Genomic DNA, 21,761 nt, shown 5'->3' on the forward strand with positions numbered 1-21,761 from the left:
CATAGCCTATTACTGACGCTGACCAAAATCCTTAATCATCTGCTCCATTTCCTCACGACTTGGTGTCGTAAGCATATAGAGATAGTCTCCTTGCAATTCAGCAAAGGCTGCCGGCATGATTTTCTTTACTTTGAACTGTTGACCATATTTAGCGAGCAAGTCTTCTTCTGAATAAACATAGTTAGCATTGGCGCGACGAGATGTTGCCAAGCAATACTGGGTTTCAAATGGAGACTCTGGGAATGCTTCACCTGCAACGATAGCTGCATAGCCCTTGTACAAATCCAAGGAATGCGCATAGTTATAGACATCAATAGTGAAGCCACCCGCTGGACGGTTATTGTACTCAATGGCAATATAATCATCACCCTCACGGAAGAACTCGATATGGAAGAAACGTTCTTTCATACCAAATTCCTTGACAATTGCCTCACCATACTTGCGAAGTTTCGGATCCATATCTTTAAGAACATAATAAGAATTGTCCATCTTGTAAATCATGAGATCAAGGGGTGTATGGGCATAGTCAAAGGTAGTTGAAAAGACAATATTTCCATCTCTATCTACCAAACCATCGAAGGTACAGATTTCACTAGAGGTAACAAACTTTTCAAAGAAATAAACGGTTGAATGGTCCCATTCAGCCTTAAAGTGGTTTACATCATCTTCTGTTTCAAGTTTGAAGGTTGCTGCTGCACCTACTCCATTATCAGGTTTTGCAATCATGGGAAGACCGATTTCTTTCACAGCTTTGTCAACATCTGCTTCTGTTTCAATGACAGCACCTGGCACAACTGGAACTCCAGCTTTTTTGAAGAGTTTTTTCATCTCAGATTTGAACTTGGTCTTCTTGAGGTCTTCTGGTTTGGCACCAAAGACATGAAACTGTTCACGAAGAGCAGCATCCAACTCTAGCCAGTATTCATTATGAGATTCGATGCGGTCAATTGAACCATGCTTATAGAAAAGAAAGGCAACTGCACGTTTAACCTCATCGATATTTTCAAGATTATCAACTCGGAAGTACTCCGTCAAGCTATTGCGCAATGGTTCATCTAGCTGTTCGTAGGGTTCTTGCCCAATCCCTAGAACTGTGATTCCTTTATTGGCTAACTCAATACTAAATTGCTGAAAATTTTGTGGGTAATAGGGTGAAATTACAAGATAATTCATAAGCAACTCCTTTTATAGACTCATATGACCGAGGAAATAAGGCATTTGTTTGCGCCACCATTCCCAGTCATGGGCAACATCGTGCCCCCATTCTGCAAACCAGGCAGGAATTTGTTTTTGGTCAAAGGCTTCTTTTAACTTGTAGTAAGAAGGCAGACCATCATGCTCCCAAGCACCTAAGCCAGTACAAATCACAATCTCAGCCTGACGGTAACGGTCAATAAACCAACCATCATTTTGATTCCAGATATAGTCTACTGGTGAATTTTGATAGATAGCATCATCATTGTAGTAGTCACCTACAAAGAAACGCGCATCATAGACACCACTGAGGGCGATTACCTTGGTAAAGACATCTGGATGCTGAAGGAAAAAGTTAAGTGCATGATAGGCTCCCATAGAGCAGCCTGTCGTCATCATGCCGTCGAACCAGCCTGTCTTGTGCTTGATAAAAGGAATGGCTTCTTCAATAACGTATCGCTCATAAGCACGGTGCATTTCAGCTTGGTCATGACTATTTTTCCAAGTCGCAAGCCAGCTCTCGCTATCGACACTTGAAAGGGTGAAGAACTGAACACGGCCTTCCTCGATAAAGGACGCACAAGCATCAATCATGCCGAAGTCATAATATTCATTGTGGCTACCACCTGAAGAAGCAAAGACAACAACTGGGATGCCTCCATGTCCGTATCGATTGACATACATTTCACGGTTAAGATGACCACTCCAGTGGCTAAGATGTTCAATATGCATATCCTGTCTCCTTTATACTAATTACCAATTTTCTGCAAAAAAACGTAGGCAAGCTGGAAGATTTTCTGCCCATGGAATTTCATGGTGGATAGCCCCGGCTTGAACCTTGAGTGAGAGATTTTCCAACTGCACTCCTCCTGCTATCAAATCATGATAATAGCGAAGAGAAGAGTCAATATAGGCCTGCTTAATATTACCAGCCATAAGAGTCTTATCCGTGTCATCTGCTTCTTCCGTCCCAACATAGATAAAGACTCGCTGGTCTGGCAATAGTTTTTTACGCTCTATATAGCGATCAAAAGCCTCTTGGTGAAGCCAATTAGCAGATGAAAAGACACCCAAGCAGCCAATCTGGTCTTGATACTCCAAGCCAATAAACTGGGTAATATTGCCGCCTAGAGAAGACCCAACCATAGCAGTGTGCTTGCGGTCTGATTTTGTACGATAGTTTTCATCGATAAAGGGTTTGATCACTTCCATGACAAACTCAGCATACTCGACTCCCTTACCACCAAACTGTTGACCGGGAATATTAGACTCTTGGAATTTCCATGCCGCGTACTCATTCATCCGTCCTAGGCCATCATTATCAATGGCCACTACAATCATACGGCTGATATCCGGATTCCGTTTAATGGTAGGAATGATCTTCCATGAATGACCGACATAGGATTCTTTACTGTAAAAGACATTTTGACCATCATGGAAATAGACAACCGGATAAGTTCGATCCGTGTCTTTCTCGTAGTTTTTCGGGAGAAGAACACGTACACGGCGGTCCTTGCCTGTGTATGGAACCTTGAGTTTATGCTCTCGCATTTTCAGGTAAAAGTAGGATTGATTCATTGTCAGAAAACTCTCTATATTCAAAATTTTACCTAATTATATCATAAAAATAGAAAAAAAGTCAGTTCCCGTCCAAATTTAGGACAATAAACTAACTTTTTTTACTTATTTTATTTTTTCCTCTGGTTTTTCTGATTAAAGGAGCTCATCAATTAACTCATCAACCGCATCTTTCTCAGCTTGAGGGGTAATTTCAGTAATCATAATTCCTGCTACTGCTCGCTCAACCAATCCTTCAACATCCATACGTGTTTCATACTGTTCAGCATTCTTAATTTTAGGATTTGTTTTGGGACGATCAGGCGCAAAAATCGTACAGCAGTCTTCAAAAGGTTGGATAGAAATTTCAAAGGTATCAATTTCCTGCGCAATGTCAATGATTTCTAATTTATCCATAGTCACAACTGGTCGGATAATCGGTGTATTGGTTACGGCATTGATAGCCTGCATACTTTCTAGGGTTTGGCTTGCCACCTGACCAAGACTTTCACCATTGATGATGACCAAACCTTTTCTAACTTCACGGATACAGTCGGTAATCCGCATCATAAAGCGGCGAGTCAGAGTCATGAGGTAAGCTTCTGGAGCCTTAGCCTTAATCTCTTCTTGGATTTCCGTGAAAGGCACTTCGATAAACTGAATATTCCCACCGAACTTGGTCAATTTACGGGTCAAATCCTGCGCTTTCTTGAGGGCACCTGGACTAGTATATGGTGGACTAGCGAAGTGAACAGCCTCGATATCTACGCCACGTTTTAGTGCAAGATAACCTGCTACAGGAGAGTCAATCCCCCCTGACAACATGAGCATACCTTTCCCAGAAGTGCCAACTGGCAAACCACCAGCCCCACGAATGGTCTCATAGGAAAGATAAGCCGCCTCTTCACGAATCTCCACTTGCAGATTGATATCGGGATTTTTCATCTGGGCTTGTACATTTGGAATGGCATCAAAAACAGCACTACCAAGAACTTGGTTGAGTTCTCGACTATCCAGTTCAAAGTTGTGATCACTACGTTTGCTAGAAATCTTAAAGGTCATGCCTTCCTTATAGATGTCCCGCATAATCTCTTGGACAGCAGATTTAAGAACTTCTACAGATTTTTCAACCTTATATACTGGAGAAAAGTTTTGAATCCCGAAAACCTGTTTGAGAGACTCAGCTACTGCTGCATAGTCGGCTCCATTAAGATAAGCATGGGCACGGTCGCGATCAGCAGTTACCTTGACTTGAGGATAGATAGATAAAACATCTGAGATATTATTACGTAGTTTATTGATGAAACGCATACGGTTTTTACCTTTGGTTGAAAGTTCCCCGTAGCGAATCATAATTTCTGAATATTGCATGAATGCTCCTATCTTACTTTTCTAGTTTGATTGTAAATTAATTTTAGTTTGGTCAAAAATTGCTCAACTTGACTCATGTCATTTTCTAGGTCTAGGCTGACACGTACTGCTGACTGAGCCTTATCTTTTTCAACCCCCATGGCAATCAGGGTCCCGGCAGGTTTCCCTGCCTTGGACGAGCAAGCAGAGGTTGTGGAAATGAAAATATCATAGTCTTCAAATGCATGAACGATGACTTCACCACGGACACCCTTAATCCCAAAAGTCAGAATATGAGGCGCAAAGTCTTCCTCACCTGAGAAAACAAAAATATCTGGATATTCGAGTAGTGCTTGACGGATGACTGCCTTCATCTGACCCGTTTTGTTAGAAAACAATTCCAATCTTTCCATAGCTAGACGCAGTGCCTTGGCTGTTGCTGCAATTCCTGCTACATTCTCAGTTGTTGAACGATAGTCACGCTCTTGGCCACCACCAGTTAATAGGGGGGTGATTTTCTTGCCAGACTTGATATAAATAAATCCAACACCACGAACTCCGTGGAATTTATGACTAGAGAAGGTCGCAAAATCCACTCGGTCAGTCAAATACTTTTCTATTGGAATCTTAGCTAAAGCTTGAACAGCATCAACATGGAAGGAAATCGTTGGCTTATCTACTAATAGTTCTGAGATCGCTTCAATAGGTTGAATTGAGCCAATTTCATTGTTAACAGCCATGATAGAGACTAGCGTTGTATCAGGACGAAGTAGATTTTCTAAAGCAGCTACATCTACAAATCCTTTTTCATCTACTGGTGCAAAATCCACCTCAAATCCTTGAGTCTGAAGCCAAAGAGCAGACTCCTTAACCGCTGGATGCTCAATTTCTGACACGATGATGTGTTTACCAAACTGAGCTTTTTCAAAAGCGACACCTTTGATAACCCAGTTATCTCCTTCGGTACCACCAGAGGTAAAGAAGACTTCTTCGCTTTTCTTACCAATTAAATCTGCAATCTGCTGACGAGAAGCTTCTAAAATTCTGGTAGACTGATCACCCAAACGATGAAGGCTAGATGGGTTACCAATAATTTTTGCAGACACCTGCATGTAAGTTTCAAGTACTTCAGGATAAGGCTTGGTCGTAGCCGAATTATCAAAGTAAATCATTGTTTCTCACACTTTCTAAAATCACTCCTTCTATTGTAACACGAAACAGTTCAGGCGACAAGAAATGCCGTTCAGGTTCATTTAAGTTTTTTTTAAAGATTTTGGGTATAATGAATCATGGTAAAGGAGAGAAATTATGTCTAACTATCGCAGAAAATCAAAACCTAAAACTGAACATATCAAAAAAGGCTTTACCGTCTTTCAAAAAACAATTGCAACTTTAGCCAGTATCCTTGGTTTGATTACAGCTAGTATCACTATCATGAATGCTTTGGATAAAAACAAGGATCATAAAGATACGACTCCACAAACAACCATTATCAAGGAAGTTCAAAAGGAAGCTCCCGCTGAATCCAATGCACCTGCACAGAATCAGTCTAATAATCAAGAAACAACTCAAAAAGAAGAAGTTCAAACACCTAGCAAGAAGGAAGATACAAAATCAGATGACAATTCTCAGAAAAATGAGCAATCTGATTCTTCATCAAATACTCCAACTACTGAAGCAGGAGCTAGCGCTAATAACGGAGCATCCTAAACATTGCTCAACGCCAACGGTTACTTCGTTGGTGTTTTTATTTGTTAGTTTTTCATTTCATTTTTATCACAAAAAACCAGGAACTAATGTCCCTGGTTTTTCTTTTTTAAAACAAGATATTCTGCATCGAATGAAGATTCGTACTTAGTCTTCTTTCCCTTTTTTGATAAAGGTTGCAGAGAGAACCAATCCAAGACTAGCTAGGAAGGCTAAGCCTACTGAATCTTGCTCACCAGTTGCTGGAAGTTGACCTTTTGCTTCAGTTACTGGTGCATTTGGTCCTTCTGGTTCTTGTTTTTGGTTTGTTGAACTTGAAGGTTGCTTGTGATTCGCAATTGGTGTAACTGGGTTTGCAACAGGCTCTTTATATTCTGGAACCTCATTCTTAGCTGCTTCAACCCAATTAACGCCACCCTTGAATTCTGGAAGCTCATTCTTGTCCGCTTCAACCCAATTAACGCCGCCATTGAACTCTGGAAGCTCATTCTTGTCCGCTTCAACCCAATTGACGCCGCCATTGAACTCTGGAATGTCATGAACAGCTGCTTCTGCAGCATTAACTCCACCTGTAAATTCAGGAATTTCAACTACTGGTGGTTGCTGATCTCCCTTACTTGAAAGGACTTCAGGTTCTGGGGTTGGTTCTGGATCCGGAGTTGGCTCTGGATCTGGGGTTGGTTCTGGATCTGGAGTTGGCTCTGGATCTGGAGTTGGCTCTGGATCCGGAGTTGGTTCTGGATCCGGAGTTGGCTCTGGATTTGGGGTTGGTTCTGGATCTGGAGTTGGCTCTGGATCTGGAGTTGGCTCTGGATCTGGAGTTGGTTTTGGATCTGGAGTTGGCTCTGGATCCGGAGTTGGTTTTGGATCTGGAGTTGGCTCTGGATCTGGAGTTGGTTTTGGATCTGGAGTTGGCTCTGGATCTGGAGTTGGCTCTGGATCTGGAGTTGGTTTTGGATCTGGAGTTGGCTCTGGATCTGGAGTTGGTTTCGGATCTGGAGTTGGTTCTGGATCTGGAGTTGGCTCTGGATCTGGAGTTGGTTGCTCAGGTTCTTCTGAAAGTTCTTGGTAGTAAGTCGTCATTTCATAGAACTCTGGTTTGCCACCTTCCCAAATGAGTTTAACATCAAGCAACGGAGCCTTATCTCTCACTGCAAATGTTTGGAAGCTTGAGGTAATTGCTCCCAAATCTGTCCAAGCACCGTCTCTGTCTGTTTTCAGAGTACGAGCGAGTAAACGAGCTGCTACTCCTTGAGGCAGACTAGAAACAAGTCGGATGTGGTTGGCGTCTGTTGGTTCTGACAAGTGGTAAACCAACTCACCCTGGTCTTTCTCAGCCTTATAGCTTGTCAAGACTTTGCCATCTACAAGATTTGTGTAAAGGTTGCCTCGACTTTCTCCACTATTTCCTTGAACAGTTGGGTCATTGATAGGTTTCACAAATTCGCCGTCATTGATAACCAACTCAGTAAATCCAACAAAACGAGCATCGTAATTAGCAGTGAAGAGAACACGGAGATAGTTAGCTTTAACTGGGCTTGCAAGTTCTCCTTCGATGTAGCGATTTCCAGGCATCTTAGAATCATGTGTCCATCCATCTGTCAATGAATCATCACGCATTTCATTAGCGACACCATCACCTACTGTTACAACATCTGTCCATGTCTTACCATCTTGACTAACCTGAATCTTACCATCACGAAGATAGTTCTTCGTACCATCTTGGATATAGGCTCTAATCTTCTTGATTTCACGTTCGCTACCAAGTTTCAAGGTAATATGACCATCTTTACGTGCATAGTCAGAGAACTCTACAAAGTTATTGTAAACACCATCAAACAACTGATCCAAATTCTTGATCTTGCGAACATCATTTGCACCATAGTAGGCATCAATTCCCATAGATGTAGAATCAAGCTCAGTTGGCTCCACTTCTTTTGTCTTAACGAGTAGAGATGTCGCTGTCACTGCTTGTTCTTGGTCAGTCTTATTAACCAAACGAGCATAACGCACCAAGGACTTATCAGTTACTTGGCTAGCTGGATACCATTCTTGTGCATTTGGAGAGAATTCCAAGTCAAGGGCTGGATTTCCAATACCAATAGCCTGAATGCTTTCAGCCTGGTGTAGACGGTCTAGCTTCATACCCAAGTAGCTATGAGCTGGAAGCTTAGTTCCACTTGGAATTTGCATGTCATAACGACCGAGACTGTCGTATACTGGTGTTGATTTCAAACTTTCAACATTGGTATCTGTCATCTCGCTATTGCCAGCACGTGTTTCAACTGAGAAGTCAGCGATACGCCACCATAGATTGATATTCTTAGTATTGCGAACACGAACATAGCGAGCTGAAATTGGAGTTTCGATTTCTTTAGTTTGTTCACCAGTCAAACGATCCAATTCTTGCCATGAAGTACCATCTGTAGAATACTCAAGAACACCTTCTGCCAATTTATCTCCTGATCCTTGAACGAGGCGGACCTTAGTTACAGGTTTGACTCCACCCAAGTCTAGTTGAACCCAACCACCGACTGGAGTTGTATCTGTTCGATCAGCATTTGCCAGCATGGCTTCAGTATTGTCACGACCATCTGTAATCTGAGCAACTGTCGTATTGTACTTGTACATAAGATTTGGACTGATGGTCACTGTAGCTGCCTGTTTAGGACGACTTACTTCTACAGGACGGTTCACAGCGATTTCTCGTACAGCAAACCAAGTGTTCTCACGATCAGAAGTTGCAATCATTCGAACAGCTTTAGCATTGATATTGAGATTTTCAAATTTAAGAAGAGGCTCATTACCAGTGTAGCTTGGTTCTGAAAGTGTTACCCACTCATCATTTTCATTGAGATACTCAACCTTAGCATTGTTAAAGGTATCGCGTGGATTTGCTTGAGTTCCCATTGCAAATGTCAAGTTTTGAATTGGAACAGCTTTATTAAATTTCAAACCAATATAGTCACCAGTTTGGATGCTGTTTGGTGATTTGATAAGAGCATGTGTTCCTAAATCTCCATCAGTGACTTCAGCAAGTCCACCTTCTACACCTGTACGGTTTGTGATAAAGGTGCTGATTACTTGGTCTGGGTGTAGGGCTTTTTGAACTTCAGTTGCCAATACTTCACGAAGGCCAAGCAAGAATGGACGGATATGTTGTACACCCAACTCAGCTCTTTCATCATGATCTACATAATGGAAAGTATAAGTTTGTGATTGTTCATAAAGTTTCAAGCCCTTGTAATAGCTATCCCAAAGTCTAGCAGAATCATTGTTTTCAATAGCTTCTGATCCATCTAGGAAAGCACTCAAAGCATCCATTTGGTCAATAGCATTATCCAACCAATAGTGGATTTGAGCACGCATCTTTTCGTCACCAGATGCTTTATAAAGTTGTGCTGCAGCTTTTATTTTAGCAAATTCTGCACGCAATTCTTGACGCTCTGCATTGACATCTTGACCAGCTTTCAACTTAGACATGAAGGCCGCCAATTTTGGTGCGAGTTCAACAGACTCTTCTAACTTCACAACACGACCATCCATGTTTTGGTTGATCATATGTTTACCAAGTTCACGGAAGGCAACAGATGTTTCACTGTCAGTAAACTTACCTGTTTCAACAAAGTTGAAGGCGATGTCATTTACTTTCTTAGCTTCTTCTTCAGACTTCCATTGTTTCCATGCATACTGAGCTGCCGAGAAGAGGGCAATCTTAGAAGGCTCAGATTGTTGCATTGGATTCAACATGATACCTGAAAGGAGACTTGGGTCCACATTTGGATGAAGGAATTTCTCACCGCCACCCAAAATCAAGTGTTGTTTAGAGTTATCTGTAACAGGCCAGTTAATCCATAGAGAAACTGGGCGGTAGGTCCTACCTCCTGCAGTCAGATTATTCTTAAGGTTTGAAAGGAAGCTTTCAGATACTTCACCCCAAATCTTACCACCAGTAAGGGTCATAGAAGTTGAAGTTGGAAGATTTTCGTTTAGAGATTTCAACTCATCTTCACGACCATTACCCCAATACTGACCTGGGACAAAAATCATTTCCTTACGAAGGCCAACATAAGTTGCTTGTTTTTCAGTCAACCAATCTGTCATGTCCTTCATCAAGCGGTTGTAGCTATTATAGCCACCAACTGGGCTTGGAGCATCATCGGCCAAAATACCGAACTCACGAACGCCGACATCCATCAATTGAGTGAACTTAGCCTTAATGGTTTCAAGGTCTTTTTGGTAATCAGCATCGTTGCCAAAACGGATACGGTTGTTCATGAATGGGTGGATGGTCCAAACATAACGAGTCTTGTTTTGGTTTCCGACACGCGCCAATTCACGGATTTCAGCTAATTTTTCTTCTGGATAAAGTTCACGCCATTTCTTGTTGTGGTATGGATCGTCTTTTGGTGCAAAGAAGTATTGGGTCAACTTCAAGTCACCACCATAGCGCATCAATTCAGCACGATCAGCATTGCTCCATGGATTTCCATAGTAACCTTCGATAAAACCACGATTCTTAATTTCAGCGTAGTCTTCAACAGTTACATTACGTAAAACTGGAGCTTCACTTTCATTAAGCATGTGTTTAAGAGTCGTCAATCCATAGAAGACTGCATCTGTATCTTTACCGACAATAGAGATTGTATTGTTCTTGATTGACAAAGCATAAGCATCAATCTTATCAAAGAGTCCTTGAGAAATACCAGATATTTCTTTTTCAGCCTGTGAATGTTGACCATGAACACCAAGATAAATATTTGTAGCACCTGCTACTGCTGCTTGACTACTTGTATAAGAGATTTGATGATCTTGTAGTACACTCTTCAAGCGGTTGCGAGTATAAATATCTAGATGTTCTCCCATAACAAGATTCACTTGTTTTTGAAGTTTAGTGACACCTTCGCCGTAAGTGACTTTTTGTGGTGTTGGGAATACCTTGTATTCTTTCTTGAGATAGTCTTGACTTTGTGCTGCAGCAGCAATCGCATCATCACTGGCTGGTTTTGTAGCTACAAAGCTATCAGCAAGTTCAGTTGTACCATCGCCCACTTCTTCAACTTTTGGTTGTTCTGGAGTCACCGGTTTCTCAGGAGTTACCGGTTTCTCAGGAGTTACCGGTTTTTCTGGAACAACTGGTTCTTCTGTTTCACTATCAGAAAGTGGCTTGAGTAGTTGAATTTCTGCGGCACTACCAAATCCTGCGACACCTGACAGAACTTTAAATTCTACCTTATTAGTTTCAACTGCTGCAAAATTAACAGTTTTTTCTTTAGTATTATTTTCCCAAGTTCCTGAAGCAACTTTAACCATTTGACCATCTTTTTGAGCATAGATCTCATAAGAGGTCACGACTCCGTTACCACCACCTGGACGTGGAAGATAAGTCAAACCATTGACTTTTTCAGGAGCGTTCAAATTCATAGCAACGGTATAAGGAGCACGGTCTCCAGTCCATTTAGAATGCCAGAAGGTATTTGGATCATTATCGAAAGCTTTTTCAACTGGTCCTTCATTCTCTGTTCCTGGTGTTTCCTGACTAGTTGCAGAAACTGTGAAGTGATCTGTTGGGATTAAACGTGGGTTTACAAATGCTTCATTCGATAACTCTGCACTATGCAAGATTCCTTGGAAGCCACCGATTGTTTCAAGTGGAAGTACCAAGCTATTGTGAGCAAAGCGAGGATGAGCTGGATTTGCAATACGCTCAACCTTTTCACCGTCTACATAAACTTCTGTTTTTTGTGGTTTCGTAACAACAGAGATTTGATAACGTTTATTCTTCTCTAGCTTCTTGTCAAATTGAATATGGAATTGTTCAAATTTATAAGCTAAGTAGCCATCCTTGTCCGCAAGATAAAGTTGGTTGTCCCCACTTGTAGAGAAGACTTGCTCTCCATCACCTGTAACAGTTACATCCAATTTCAAAACATGACTAGGACCAACATCACCAACTAAACCTTCGATACTAGAATCTTTTTCGAAGTTCAAACCTGCTTCAGTCTTCTGTACTTTCTTAGCAAGATAATCTTTGACAGTCTCAGGATTAATCTTGAACAAATCTTCTTCAGCAACGGTCTTATCTGGATTAGATTGTGGTGCATAAACACTTGCTGGTTGAATACGTTCTGCATAGGTCTTTGCTGCACGGTCTGAACCCCAAGTGCGTTCTGCAGTTGATTGCATACTCTTGAAGAAGCGTTTAAAGATATCGTAAGAAGTAAGTCCAGTTTCATGGAGGTCAATGTTGTCATTCCAGACTGCATGACCACCACCAAGGATATTTGGATTAGAGGCTTCTAAGCGTGGTCCTCCACCTGTTGAGAAGTCATTTGGTGTCCAGCGGTTGTATTGAGTTTCATAGTTTGCATAATCCCCATAACCACCTTGACTATTGCTTCCACTTGGAACACTATAGGTTGGAATATCTGTGATATTGATAATCTTAGCACCCTGAGCAATTGCTGCCTGTGGACGTTGCCAGTGGATACTCCAGATATCCACTTCTACACCATTCCAATCAACAGGTGTAGATCCTTGTTTGGCAGAGAGTGAACCCCAAATACGCGGTGTTAGGCCTTTGCCTTTGATGTACTGGATCATATCATTGACATAGCGACGATAGCTTTCTGGACTTCCATAGTACTCATCTGTACCGATATGAACAGTAGAAACGCCATGAAGTGGTGCGTCTTCACCATCGAGCAATTTATCATAGACTGATTTGACAAAAGCGAGCGTCTCTTCGTACTTGTTATCCAAATCTAGCATTGCAACTCTCTCGACATTATGCTTGTTGGCACTTAGTCGTCCTTTATACATCAAGTCTGGACGTACCTTGACAAAGGATAATGCGTGTCCTGGAGTGTCAATTTCAGGAACAAGGTTGATATGCAAGTCTTTCGCAAGGCTAATGATCTGTTGCATTTCTTCCTTGGTGTAATGTTCTTTTGATGTTAATTTTTCACCATTTTCACCGACAACATCAGTTTCTACACGGAAGCCTGTCTTAGCATTTTTAAGAACATAATCCAGTTCCTCTTGAGGAGTAAGATTTTTCCCTGCTAAATGATCTTTTAAGAAGATATAGTTGTCATTCAAGTGCAATTGAAGATCGTTCATCTTGTAGTAGGCCATATTGAGCATAATATCTACAAGCGTATCATAAGGGATAAACTTACGACCTGTATCTAGCATAAAGCCACGGTGACTAAAGCTTGGGAAGTCACGGATTTCTCCGTTTTGCAAGTCATTTTCTCCCAACTGAAGGAGGGTACGAGTTGCATAAAAGGCACCAGTATTAGTCGCTGCTTCTACAGTAATAACTCCATCTTTAATGGTGATACCATAGCCTTCTTTACCATAACCCTTGTCTTCAACCTTTTTAAACTCAATACGGTTCTGTGCTTCCTGACCACCGGTTGCGACTTCCAAACCACGATTTTCAAGGTCAGTTTGGTAGAACTTAGCTTCCTTGTCAAATCCAGAATTCCCAACGGAAATGACAGTTTCAGAAGTAATAGAAGTTTTACCTTCAGTGCCGTACCATTGTTGAACTGCTGGAGCAACTGCAGGTTTGGTTCCAACACCTTCATCAGCATGCAAACCTTTAATGACAACTTCAAATTCTTTTGTGAAGGTATGGTTATCATTGGTTTGTTGGACCATCACTTTGACATGTTGTTCTGTCAGCGGTGTGTAGATTTTATTATTTAGGTCGATAACACCTTGCTTATTGCTTCCAATCAAGCTAACTTGACCAGGTAATTTAGGCAATACAAGTGATTTTCCGTCTTCAGCAACCGCTATTTCTGTAACTTGACGAATATCTGTTGGTTTGCTGGTGTCTGGAATATTTGAGTAGGCACGAATTTCTTGAATACCCACATTTTTCCATTGCATAGTACCGGCTTGATAATCTGTAATTTCAAGTTTAAGATACTTAGCTTGAACGGCTTCTTTTAAGTCAACTTTTTCATCTAGAACCGGAGTTCCTGTCCGTTGATGAGCCAACTTCCATTCTCCAGGACCCGATCCATTGACTTCGTCTTGACCTGCATAATAGAGATTCCAAGATTTGATGTTTGGATCATTTTGCTCGCCACGAACACGACGGTCCCAATCGATTTCCACATGCTTGATTAAGGTTGTCTTTTCAAGCTTAAATTCGATTGTTGGTTTCACAACATCACGGTCAGTTGCCCAACGAGTATCTGGATTTCCATCAATCGCCTTCTCAGCTGTAAATGGTGTGTTCGCTTCATGGTTTGATGCTGTCGTAGTAGCCTTTTCCAAATGATTGACATCTGGAGTTTCAACCAAATCTTTAGTAACTGGCTTTTCTGCTGGTTTAGCTACTGGTGCTGCTTCTTCTTTTGGAGTTTCAGCTGGTTTTGGTGTTGCTTCTTCCTTAGGAACTGGAGTTTCAGCTGGTTTTGGAGATACTTCTCCAGTATTTTCAGGCTGAGCTTCCGCATCAGTCGGATTCGTTTCAGTAGGATCAGTTGGTTTAGCTGATTCAGCTTTTTCAATAGCCGCTGCTATATCCGCTGGTAACTTATCCATGGGCTGAACCTGTGTCACCGTGCCTTCTGTCTCTGCAGGCCCTTCTGTTTCTGCTGCTTGAACCATACCAGCACCAAAAATGCTTGCACCAATCATGACAGAAGCCGCGCCTATTGCAAACTTACGTATACTGTAATGACACCGTCTCTCAAAAAAATGTTTTCCCATTTTCTTTATTTCCTTTCCCACGCTTAAATTGGGTAAGCGTTATCATTTCCCTTTTAAAAAGGGAGGACCAAGAGGTCCTCTCTAGGTGTTTGGTTTTCTCCATTACAATAAGTTAGGAGTTTGAGTTTTCATAGTATAAAACTCTATTATATTTTAATCTTCTTTTCTTTTTTGAAGAAATAGAGCAGACATTGCTAATGTAAGACCAGCTAGGAAGAGGTGTTCAGTTGTGCCTTCACCAGTTTCAGGAAGTTTAGACTGATCTGCTTCTTTTTGTGCTGCTTGCATAGCAGGTGTTGGTGTAAGAGCAGGTTTCTGATCAAGTTTTTCTGCAACTGGACTTGTCTGATTGTCTCCTGCACCTAATGTTTCTTTATACTCAGGAACATCATTCTTAGCAGCTTCAACCCAATTAACTCCTCCCTTGAACTCTGGGAGCTCATTCTTAGCAGCTTCAACCCAATTAGCTCCACCCTTGAATTCTGGGACCTCATTCTTAGCAGCTTCAACCCAATTAACGCCACCCTTGAACTCTGGAATGTCATAAACAGCCACTTCTGCAACATTAACTCCACCTGTAAATTCAGGAATTTCAACTACTGGTGGTTGCTGTTCTCCCTTACTTGAAAGAACTTCAGGTTCTGGAGTTGGTTTCGGATCTGGAGTTGGCTCTGGATCTGGAGTTGGTTTCGGATCTGGAGTTGGCTCTGGATCTGGGGTTGGTTTTGGATCTGGAGTTGGCTCTGGATCTGGAGTTGGCTCTGGATCTGGAGTTGGTTCTGGATCTGGAGTTGGCTCTGGATCTGGAGTTGGTTTCGGATCTGGGGTTGGCTCTGGATCCGGAGTTGGTTTTGGATCTGGAGTTGGCTCTGGATCTGGAGTTGGTTTCGGATCTGGAGTTGGTTTCGGATCTGGAATTGGTTCTGGATCTGGAGTTGGCTCTGGATCTGGAGTTGGTTTCGGATCTGGAGTTGAATCTTTCAATTGATCCAGATACTCTGCAAAGAATGTCACCATTCGATCTGTTAAGAGGTGGTTATCTGTTGCATATTTCATGCTAGCAATAACGCTTGCCACTTCTTCTTGATTGCTCTTATCAGTCAATTTTTGAGCTTTAGCCAAGGCTGCTTCATATGCACTTGTGTCAAGACCTGCTTCAGCAACTTGAGGACGAGCAAAGATCAATTCTGCAGCTGATTGATATTGATTACCACCATCTCCATAAGTTCTTGTTCCAGTTAGGACAATCTTCTTAGCTTTGATAGTCTTACCAAAGTCGATATCTTTTGGTTTGTTATTATCAGCCCAATTAGTTGCATTGAAGGTATGCTCCTTACCTGTTTCATCAGTAACAACAAGAGTCACATCTCTCAAATTACCATTTGAACCTGAACCGCGTGGAACATAACGGAAGCCTGTAATTTCAGTTGGTTCTTTCAAGACCATTGTTGCTGGTTTACCAACATCGCCTCCGCCCCATGATGTATGCCATAGACTAGACAAGTTACCATCAAAGGCATTTTCAAGACCTTCACCAGCCTGAGCAGGAGCTGAAAGACTTGCAAAGTCATCTGCTACAAGAGCTGTTTTCTTCATTACTAAAGCATCTTTAAGAGCATTGACCTTATCGATTTCTGCTTTAGCTTCTTCCAGACTAATGTCATCATCTGCTTGACTGAGGTTGAAGACTGCTTCTTTTAAAGCATCCATACTTTCTTTGGTGTAGTTAGTCATGGCTACAGTTGGAAGATAATTCTTGACAGCATTTTCTGTCATCATCTTACCTGTCAAGACAATCTCTTCAATTTGAAGTCTATCCATGATGAAGTCATTGTAACCACGGAAGTTAGCATTACCACCAGAGTCACCACGAGTGTTGCTAGCATTACCTGTAGAGTAGATACCTACCCAAGTATCGCCAGTTTCAGCACCTGTCACAAGGAAGGTCGCACGTTTCGCTTTTTGAGAATCTGTCCATGAGTTTGGTAATTCATGCATTTCGAGATCGCTTGCTTGGCTACCACGACGGCCAGATTGGAATTCTCCCTTACCTACAACAAATGCGTAAGTATTATCTGATCCAGCTTCGTAGTCAAAAGTGATACGGTAGGTCTTACCTGCTTCAAAGCGGAAGTTTTGTGGAATTGTTTGGTAAACCAAGTTACGACGGCTAACAAGACCATTTGTCTTGAGTGACCATTTTCCTTCGATAACGTCATCAACTTTCTTGCCATTCCAATCACGTTGTGTGTATGGACCATGTTTTTCAGACAAGTGAGTACGGTTATCTTCAACACCTTCGATTCCACCGATGACAAATGGGAAGATACCTTGTCCGACATTTTCAAAGTCTTGTTTGAAAACGCCTGTTGCGGTATCATGACCATCACCATACATAGCAGAGTCATTTTCGAAGGTACGGATTTCATCGAAGTAAGTTGCTTCATCTCCTGCTTCACGACTCAAGGTCAAAGTTACATTTGATACATCTGAACCTGTTGTGAAGAAGGCATACATGTTTTGGAAGTAACTTCTATCATTAACTGTTGCATTATCAGTACGAGTATTATGAGCATAAGCTTTAACGTAGTTAAGGGCCAGTGACTTGTTCGTGTAGTTGGTCACTTCTTTCTCACCAGTGTTAACAGTAATGCTTGCTTTGGCATCACTACGGTTATCCACACCGACATAGACAGCATATTTAGTATTTGGTTTCAAGCCAGTCAATTTTTGAGTGAGACTAACTTTTTCTTTATTGCCTTGGATGCGGAGCATTTGGTTTGCACCTTGAGATTTGACAACTGTTGCTTTAGAAGCGTCACCTTCAATCTTCCAATGATCCAAAGATTCACTGTTAAATCCTTGGTCATAGATGTGCATTCCTTCACTCCATGACATTTCAGGATTAGTTTGTTTAGAACGATAAAGAACATAAGGTTGATTTGCTAGAAGGTCAAGTGTAATCTTACCATCTTTGACAGCCACTTCTTTTTCTTCAGTCTTACCTTGGTCTGTTAGTTTGTAAAGGTAAACTTTACCGTTTGCCCAGTCACTAGGAAGTGTCCAAGTTGTTGCACCTTTTTCAGTATTGAAGTAGTACATTTTTTCCTTGTCCCCAGTAAGCTTGTTACCATTGGCATCCCAGTTCCAAGGAGTCAAGTAGGCTGAACCATCTTGAATGACACGATCATTGAGTGTAACAATTCGTTCACGGTATTGTGGGCTATTAACATCATTAGATTTACGAGTAACAACTACCTTGTTGTTTTCCTCATCAACCAATTCAACCTTCATCTCAGGTGTCCATTTGTAAGTACCACCATTGTCAGTCATGGTTACTGGTTTACCATTTTCCCATTTGCTAACAGTGAAGTGTTGGAAGTATTTAGTCATAACATCGTGGGCAAACAAGTTGGTTACATAACCATTATAGTCGCTACGACCTTGCCAACCTTCGAAGTCTTTCATGCTGTATCCGCCTAGAAGTGGGTAGTTTGCCGCACCTCCGTAGCTTCTGTAATCACCAACCCAAGCATCTTTCTGGTGGTTACGGATAAAGCGAGTAATGGCACTGTTGATACCTTTATTGGTATAGCCACCATAAGTCAAGTCAGCTGCCCAGTGATGGAAGGTAGAGTCATACTCACCACCATGGCCCCACTCAATTGCAAAACGCCAACCTTGTTGGTTGATTTCTTTTGCAAGAACGTGAGTTGCCCAAGCACCATTGTCTCCTGATTGACCATTACCCCAAACGTCGACATAGATGAAGTCTAAGCCTTCACCCAATTCTTTCTTCAATTCTTCCCAACGCGCTAAACGTCCATGAGCCAAGTCATAGGCTGCATCGATATTGATACCTTGGTCAAGCCAGTTCCAACCATAGCTATAGCTACCGTCAGCATTTTTACGTAGGATATTTTCATTGAAGTATTTTGATTCAGGATAGGTTTCTGAAGCATTAACATGGATACCGAGGTGGGCACCATATTTTTTAGCTTTTTCAATAAGAGCTTTAAAGTCTTCCGTACCACCGATACGTTTACCGATATCCGCGTAGTTTAAGTGACCTGAGTCATGTCCTTCACTACCGTAACCTTTAAGGAGGACACCCTGTCCAAGACCATCTGTGTGGAGATTAATCTTCTTGATACCATCCAAGGTCATCAGGAATGGGTTTTGTGCCTGTGAACCAAAGTTCATGGCGATACGGTAGGCTGTAATATTTTTAACTTTTTCCCAACCTTGAGGGTTGTTCATGATGCTACGGTATGCAATCGCACCATCTTGCCAGTCTACTTTATTATCAGCATTGGCATCTTCTGTGATGACAACTTTAGCACTTGGAAGTTCCTTAGTATATGCTGGGAAGACAATACCTTTGTGTGCTTTTTCCCATTGCCATTCAGAACTATGGATTTCAACGTAGTTAGCATTACCAATAGTGTTCTTGTAGGCTGTCAAACGTGTCCAGTCATAAGAACCACCACCGTAACTGTTTTGTGAGTTGCTCCATACACCAGCAGCAAGTTTATCTGTTGAAACAAATCCATACATGTAACCTTTGGCCAATTCTTTCATTGGATTGGTTACTTCGATATGGTCGTCACCACTTACGTGAGTATTGTTTGACATGGTTGCCCCATCAAACTTAGCTCCAGGTTGGTCACTTGAAACAGATACCAAGGCATTGCCTAGGAAGCTGATAGAAGAAAGTAATTTACGTTCATCATCAATTTTCTGTCCTGGCGTTACTTGGTTATGGTTGACAATCTTAGTCACATCAAAGTGAAGTTGATTACCCACTACTTGCAAACGAACAGTCATATCTGCATTGATGAGATTTTCCTCATCACGGAGTTTCATTTCATACTCAGCAGTTGTTGCATTTACTTTTTTATAGGTAACTTCCGGAGTTACGGCATGCTTATTGATAACAACTTGATTAATTGGTTGAAGTTGACCTGGAAGCTTGTTGCCATTAAGGACATATTCTTTAATACGAGGGAAGGCTTGGTCAATGACTGCTTTCAAAACAGTAGACTCAATTGTATCGTATTTCACGTTACGATCATCGACTTCATCGCCTTTTTCTTTTTCAGCGACTTCTTGGTCTGCTTTAACGCCTTCTTGGTCATCTGTTTTAATGTTTACAATTGTTCTTTCGCTACTATTGTATGTTCCAGCTTTAAGAACAATCTTCTTCTCATCTTTTAATTTGTCATTAACTGCAGAAGGTAAGGTAAGAGTATCGAATAACTTGACATCATTGTTTGTTGCGTTAAGTTGTCCGTCCGATTTGAGACTGATCGTCAAATGGTTAACAGATCCATTCACTGGTGCAGCGACACGTTCGCCTTGATACCATAATCCGCTACCGTTTGTCTTGTATTCCCAGAACCATCCGCCTTGGTCATACCCTACAAAAACATTGTTATCAGTATCTTTAAATTTCATGAAGACACCAAAGCGAGACTTGCCTGTTTCAGACTCTTCTTTGAAGGTTAAATCAACTGTAGCATTCCCATTAGCATCAACTGTCAAACCTTCTTTTTCGAACAAGGCTGGATTTTTACCGTTATCATTTTGAGCCGTTGAAGCTAGTTGATTGTATCGAACACCTTTTTCTTCACGAATTGCTACTGTTCCTTGTTGTTCCTTCTTATCAACAGTTTTCCATTCTGGTTTGACTTCTTTTCTTTCAGCTGGTTTATTTTCAGCCGGTTTATTCTCAGCTGGTTTATTTTCAACTGGTTTTTCTTCCTGAGGTTTGTCCTCTTTTGGTTTTTCTTCTTTATCTTCTACTTGTTTATCAAGTGCATCTAGACCCGCTGGTTTAGTTGTTTCAATACCTTTGATATAGTTTTGAATCCACTCTAATTGAGCAGGTGAGAAAAGAATACCACCACTACGTTTACCAGATACACCGTTTTGATGAATCCCAATTAATTTTCCATTTTCATCAAAGATTCCGCCACCACTGGCACCAGGTTCACTTCCTTGATAGCTAATTCCACGAACGCCCTCTCCATGGTCATTAATATCTTCGACAGTGGTATTAAGGATTGGATCAAGCTTTCCTTTTGGATAGCCAAACACATGTACCTTATCTCCTGTCTTGACAGTTGATGGTTTATCCGCAACTTCAACTGGAGCATTTGCAAGTGGACTGCGAAGTTTGACAATAGCTAAGTCATTTTTATAACCTTTTAGGAAGCCTTCACGGTCCCAGTGTTTTACATCATTTTTACTAAACTTAACGTCTGGTGCACCTTCATAAGAAACTGTATACACATCTTTATCACTTTCGATGTTGTCTGCTACCTTGCGATTATTGCCATCCGGAACATCCTTGATAAAGTTATGAGATACTGATAAGACAAGATTTTCTCCAATAACAATACCACTACCAGTACCAGCTTCGCTCTTAATTTCAACAGTCGCACCGTAGTTCAATTCACCGTTTTTTGTTTTAGCGACATCTTCTGGAACTAAACTTTTATCTTCTTTTGCTAAATCATCTTTTGAAGCAGAATGTCCACTATCTTCAGCCTTATCGAGTTTTTCACGCAAATCTTTTGGAAGTTCATTTTCAGTTGCTGAACTTGCTGTAACTTCTTTTTCTTTCTCCAGTAATTCTTCTTCAGTTTTTGGTCCTTCGGTAACTTCAGGAGAACCATGATCTTCTCCAGGTTTTGGTGCTTCAAAATCATGTCCATTATCATCTTTTGCATTTGCCAGAGCAGCTGCTAAATCGGCTGGCATATTTGCAGTAGAACCAGTTTGGGCTGTATCTGCCAAAACAGTACTTGTTCCAAAGAATGTAGCACCAATGACAACAGAAGCAACACCTAATGAAAATTTCCGAATACTATATTTACAACGTTTTTCAAATAACCTTTTATCCATTATTTTTTTCCTTTCTGCTTAAAAAGTAAGCGTTTGCATTTCGTCTTAAAAAAATAACCCCCTTCATTATTTTCGCTTATTTTTTAAACATATAAATATTTCTTATACCATTTTAATATATCAAAAATCAGTTTAAAAATCAATACTATATTAGTTAAAATTAGTAAAAGTAAAATCAAAATTCCGAACCAGATTGAAAGTCCTTTTACTACAAGAAAACCTATAATCATAGGCATAAAAAAAGAAATCACCTTCGAAAAATTAGAGTAGATTATCCCTATTTTCGAAAGGTGATTTCTTGAATTTTTATT

8 protein-coding genes are annotated in these 21,761 nt (G+C 41.1%); 1 reads left to right on the plus strand and 7 read right to left on the minus strand.

The window, feature by feature from the left end:
• Window positions 1–9 precede the first annotated feature (9 nt).
• The 5 genes from HMPREF9423_RS07840 to HMPREF9423_RS07860 all read right to left on the minus strand — a co-directional run bounded on the left by HMPREF9423_RS07840 (window position 10) and on the right by HMPREF9423_RS07860 (window position 5,273).
• Entirely contained in the window at window positions 10–1,173 is a 1,164-nt protein-coding gene (locus tag HMPREF9423_RS07840) for an ATP-grasp domain-containing protein (protein ID WP_006148791.1), read from the minus strand.
• Between the two features lie 12 nt (window positions 1,174–1,185).
• Entirely contained in the window at window positions 1,186–1,926 is a 741-nt protein-coding gene (locus HMPREF9423_RS07845; RefSeq protein WP_006148792.1) for an esterase family protein, read from the minus strand.
• Between the two features lie 21 nt (window positions 1,927–1,947).
• Window positions 1,948–2,772 carry an alpha/beta hydrolase gene (locus HMPREF9423_RS07850; protein WP_006148793.1) on the minus strand — a complete coding sequence of 275 codons (825 nt, stop codon included), beginning with the start codon at window positions 2,770–2,772 and terminating at the stop codon, window positions 1,948–1,950.
• Between the two features lie 135 nt (window positions 2,773–2,907).
• Entirely contained in the window at window positions 2,908–4,122 is a 1,215-nt protein-coding gene (thiI, locus tag HMPREF9423_RS07855; protein ID WP_006148795.1) for a tRNA uracil 4-sulfurtransferase ThiI, read from the minus strand.
• An 8-nt stretch (window positions 4,123–4,130) separates the two neighbouring features.
• Entirely contained in the window at window positions 4,131–5,273 is a 1,143-nt protein-coding gene (locus HMPREF9423_RS07860) for a cysteine desulfurase family protein (RefSeq protein ID WP_006148796.1), read from the minus strand.
• Window positions 5,274–5,409: 136 nt separating this feature from the next.
• Here HMPREF9423_RS07860 and HMPREF9423_RS07865 point away from each other — a divergent pair, with 136 nt between their 5' ends.
• Complete coding sequence (locus HMPREF9423_RS07865; protein WP_006148797.1) at window positions 5,410–5,811, plus strand: DUF6556 family protein; 402 nt, start codon at window positions 5,410–5,412, stop codon at window positions 5,809–5,811.
• A gap of 144 nt (window positions 5,812–5,955) precedes the next feature.
• Here the strand turns inward: HMPREF9423_RS07865 and HMPREF9423_RS07870 are convergent, their stop codons facing one another.
• Window positions 5,956–14,541 (minus strand): SIALI-17 repeat-containing surface protein, encoded by an 8,586-nt coding sequence (locus tag HMPREF9423_RS07870; protein ID WP_025170195.1) that lies wholly within the window; start codon window positions 14,539–14,541, stop codon window positions 5,956–5,958.
• A gap of 153 nt (window positions 14,542–14,694) precedes the next feature.
• Window positions 14,695–21,450, minus strand: coding sequence for a SpGH101 family endo-alpha-N-acetylgalactosaminidase (locus tag HMPREF9423_RS0102190; protein WP_006148799.1), 6,756 nt, complete (start codon window positions 21,448–21,450; stop codon window positions 14,695–14,697).
• Between the last annotated feature and the right edge of the window lie 311 nt (window positions 21,451–21,761).

The sequence above is a fragment of the Streptococcus infantis ATCC 700779 genome (assembly GCF_000187465.1).
GTDB lineage: Bacteria > Bacillota > Bacilli > Lactobacillales > Streptococcaceae > Streptococcus > Streptococcus infantis.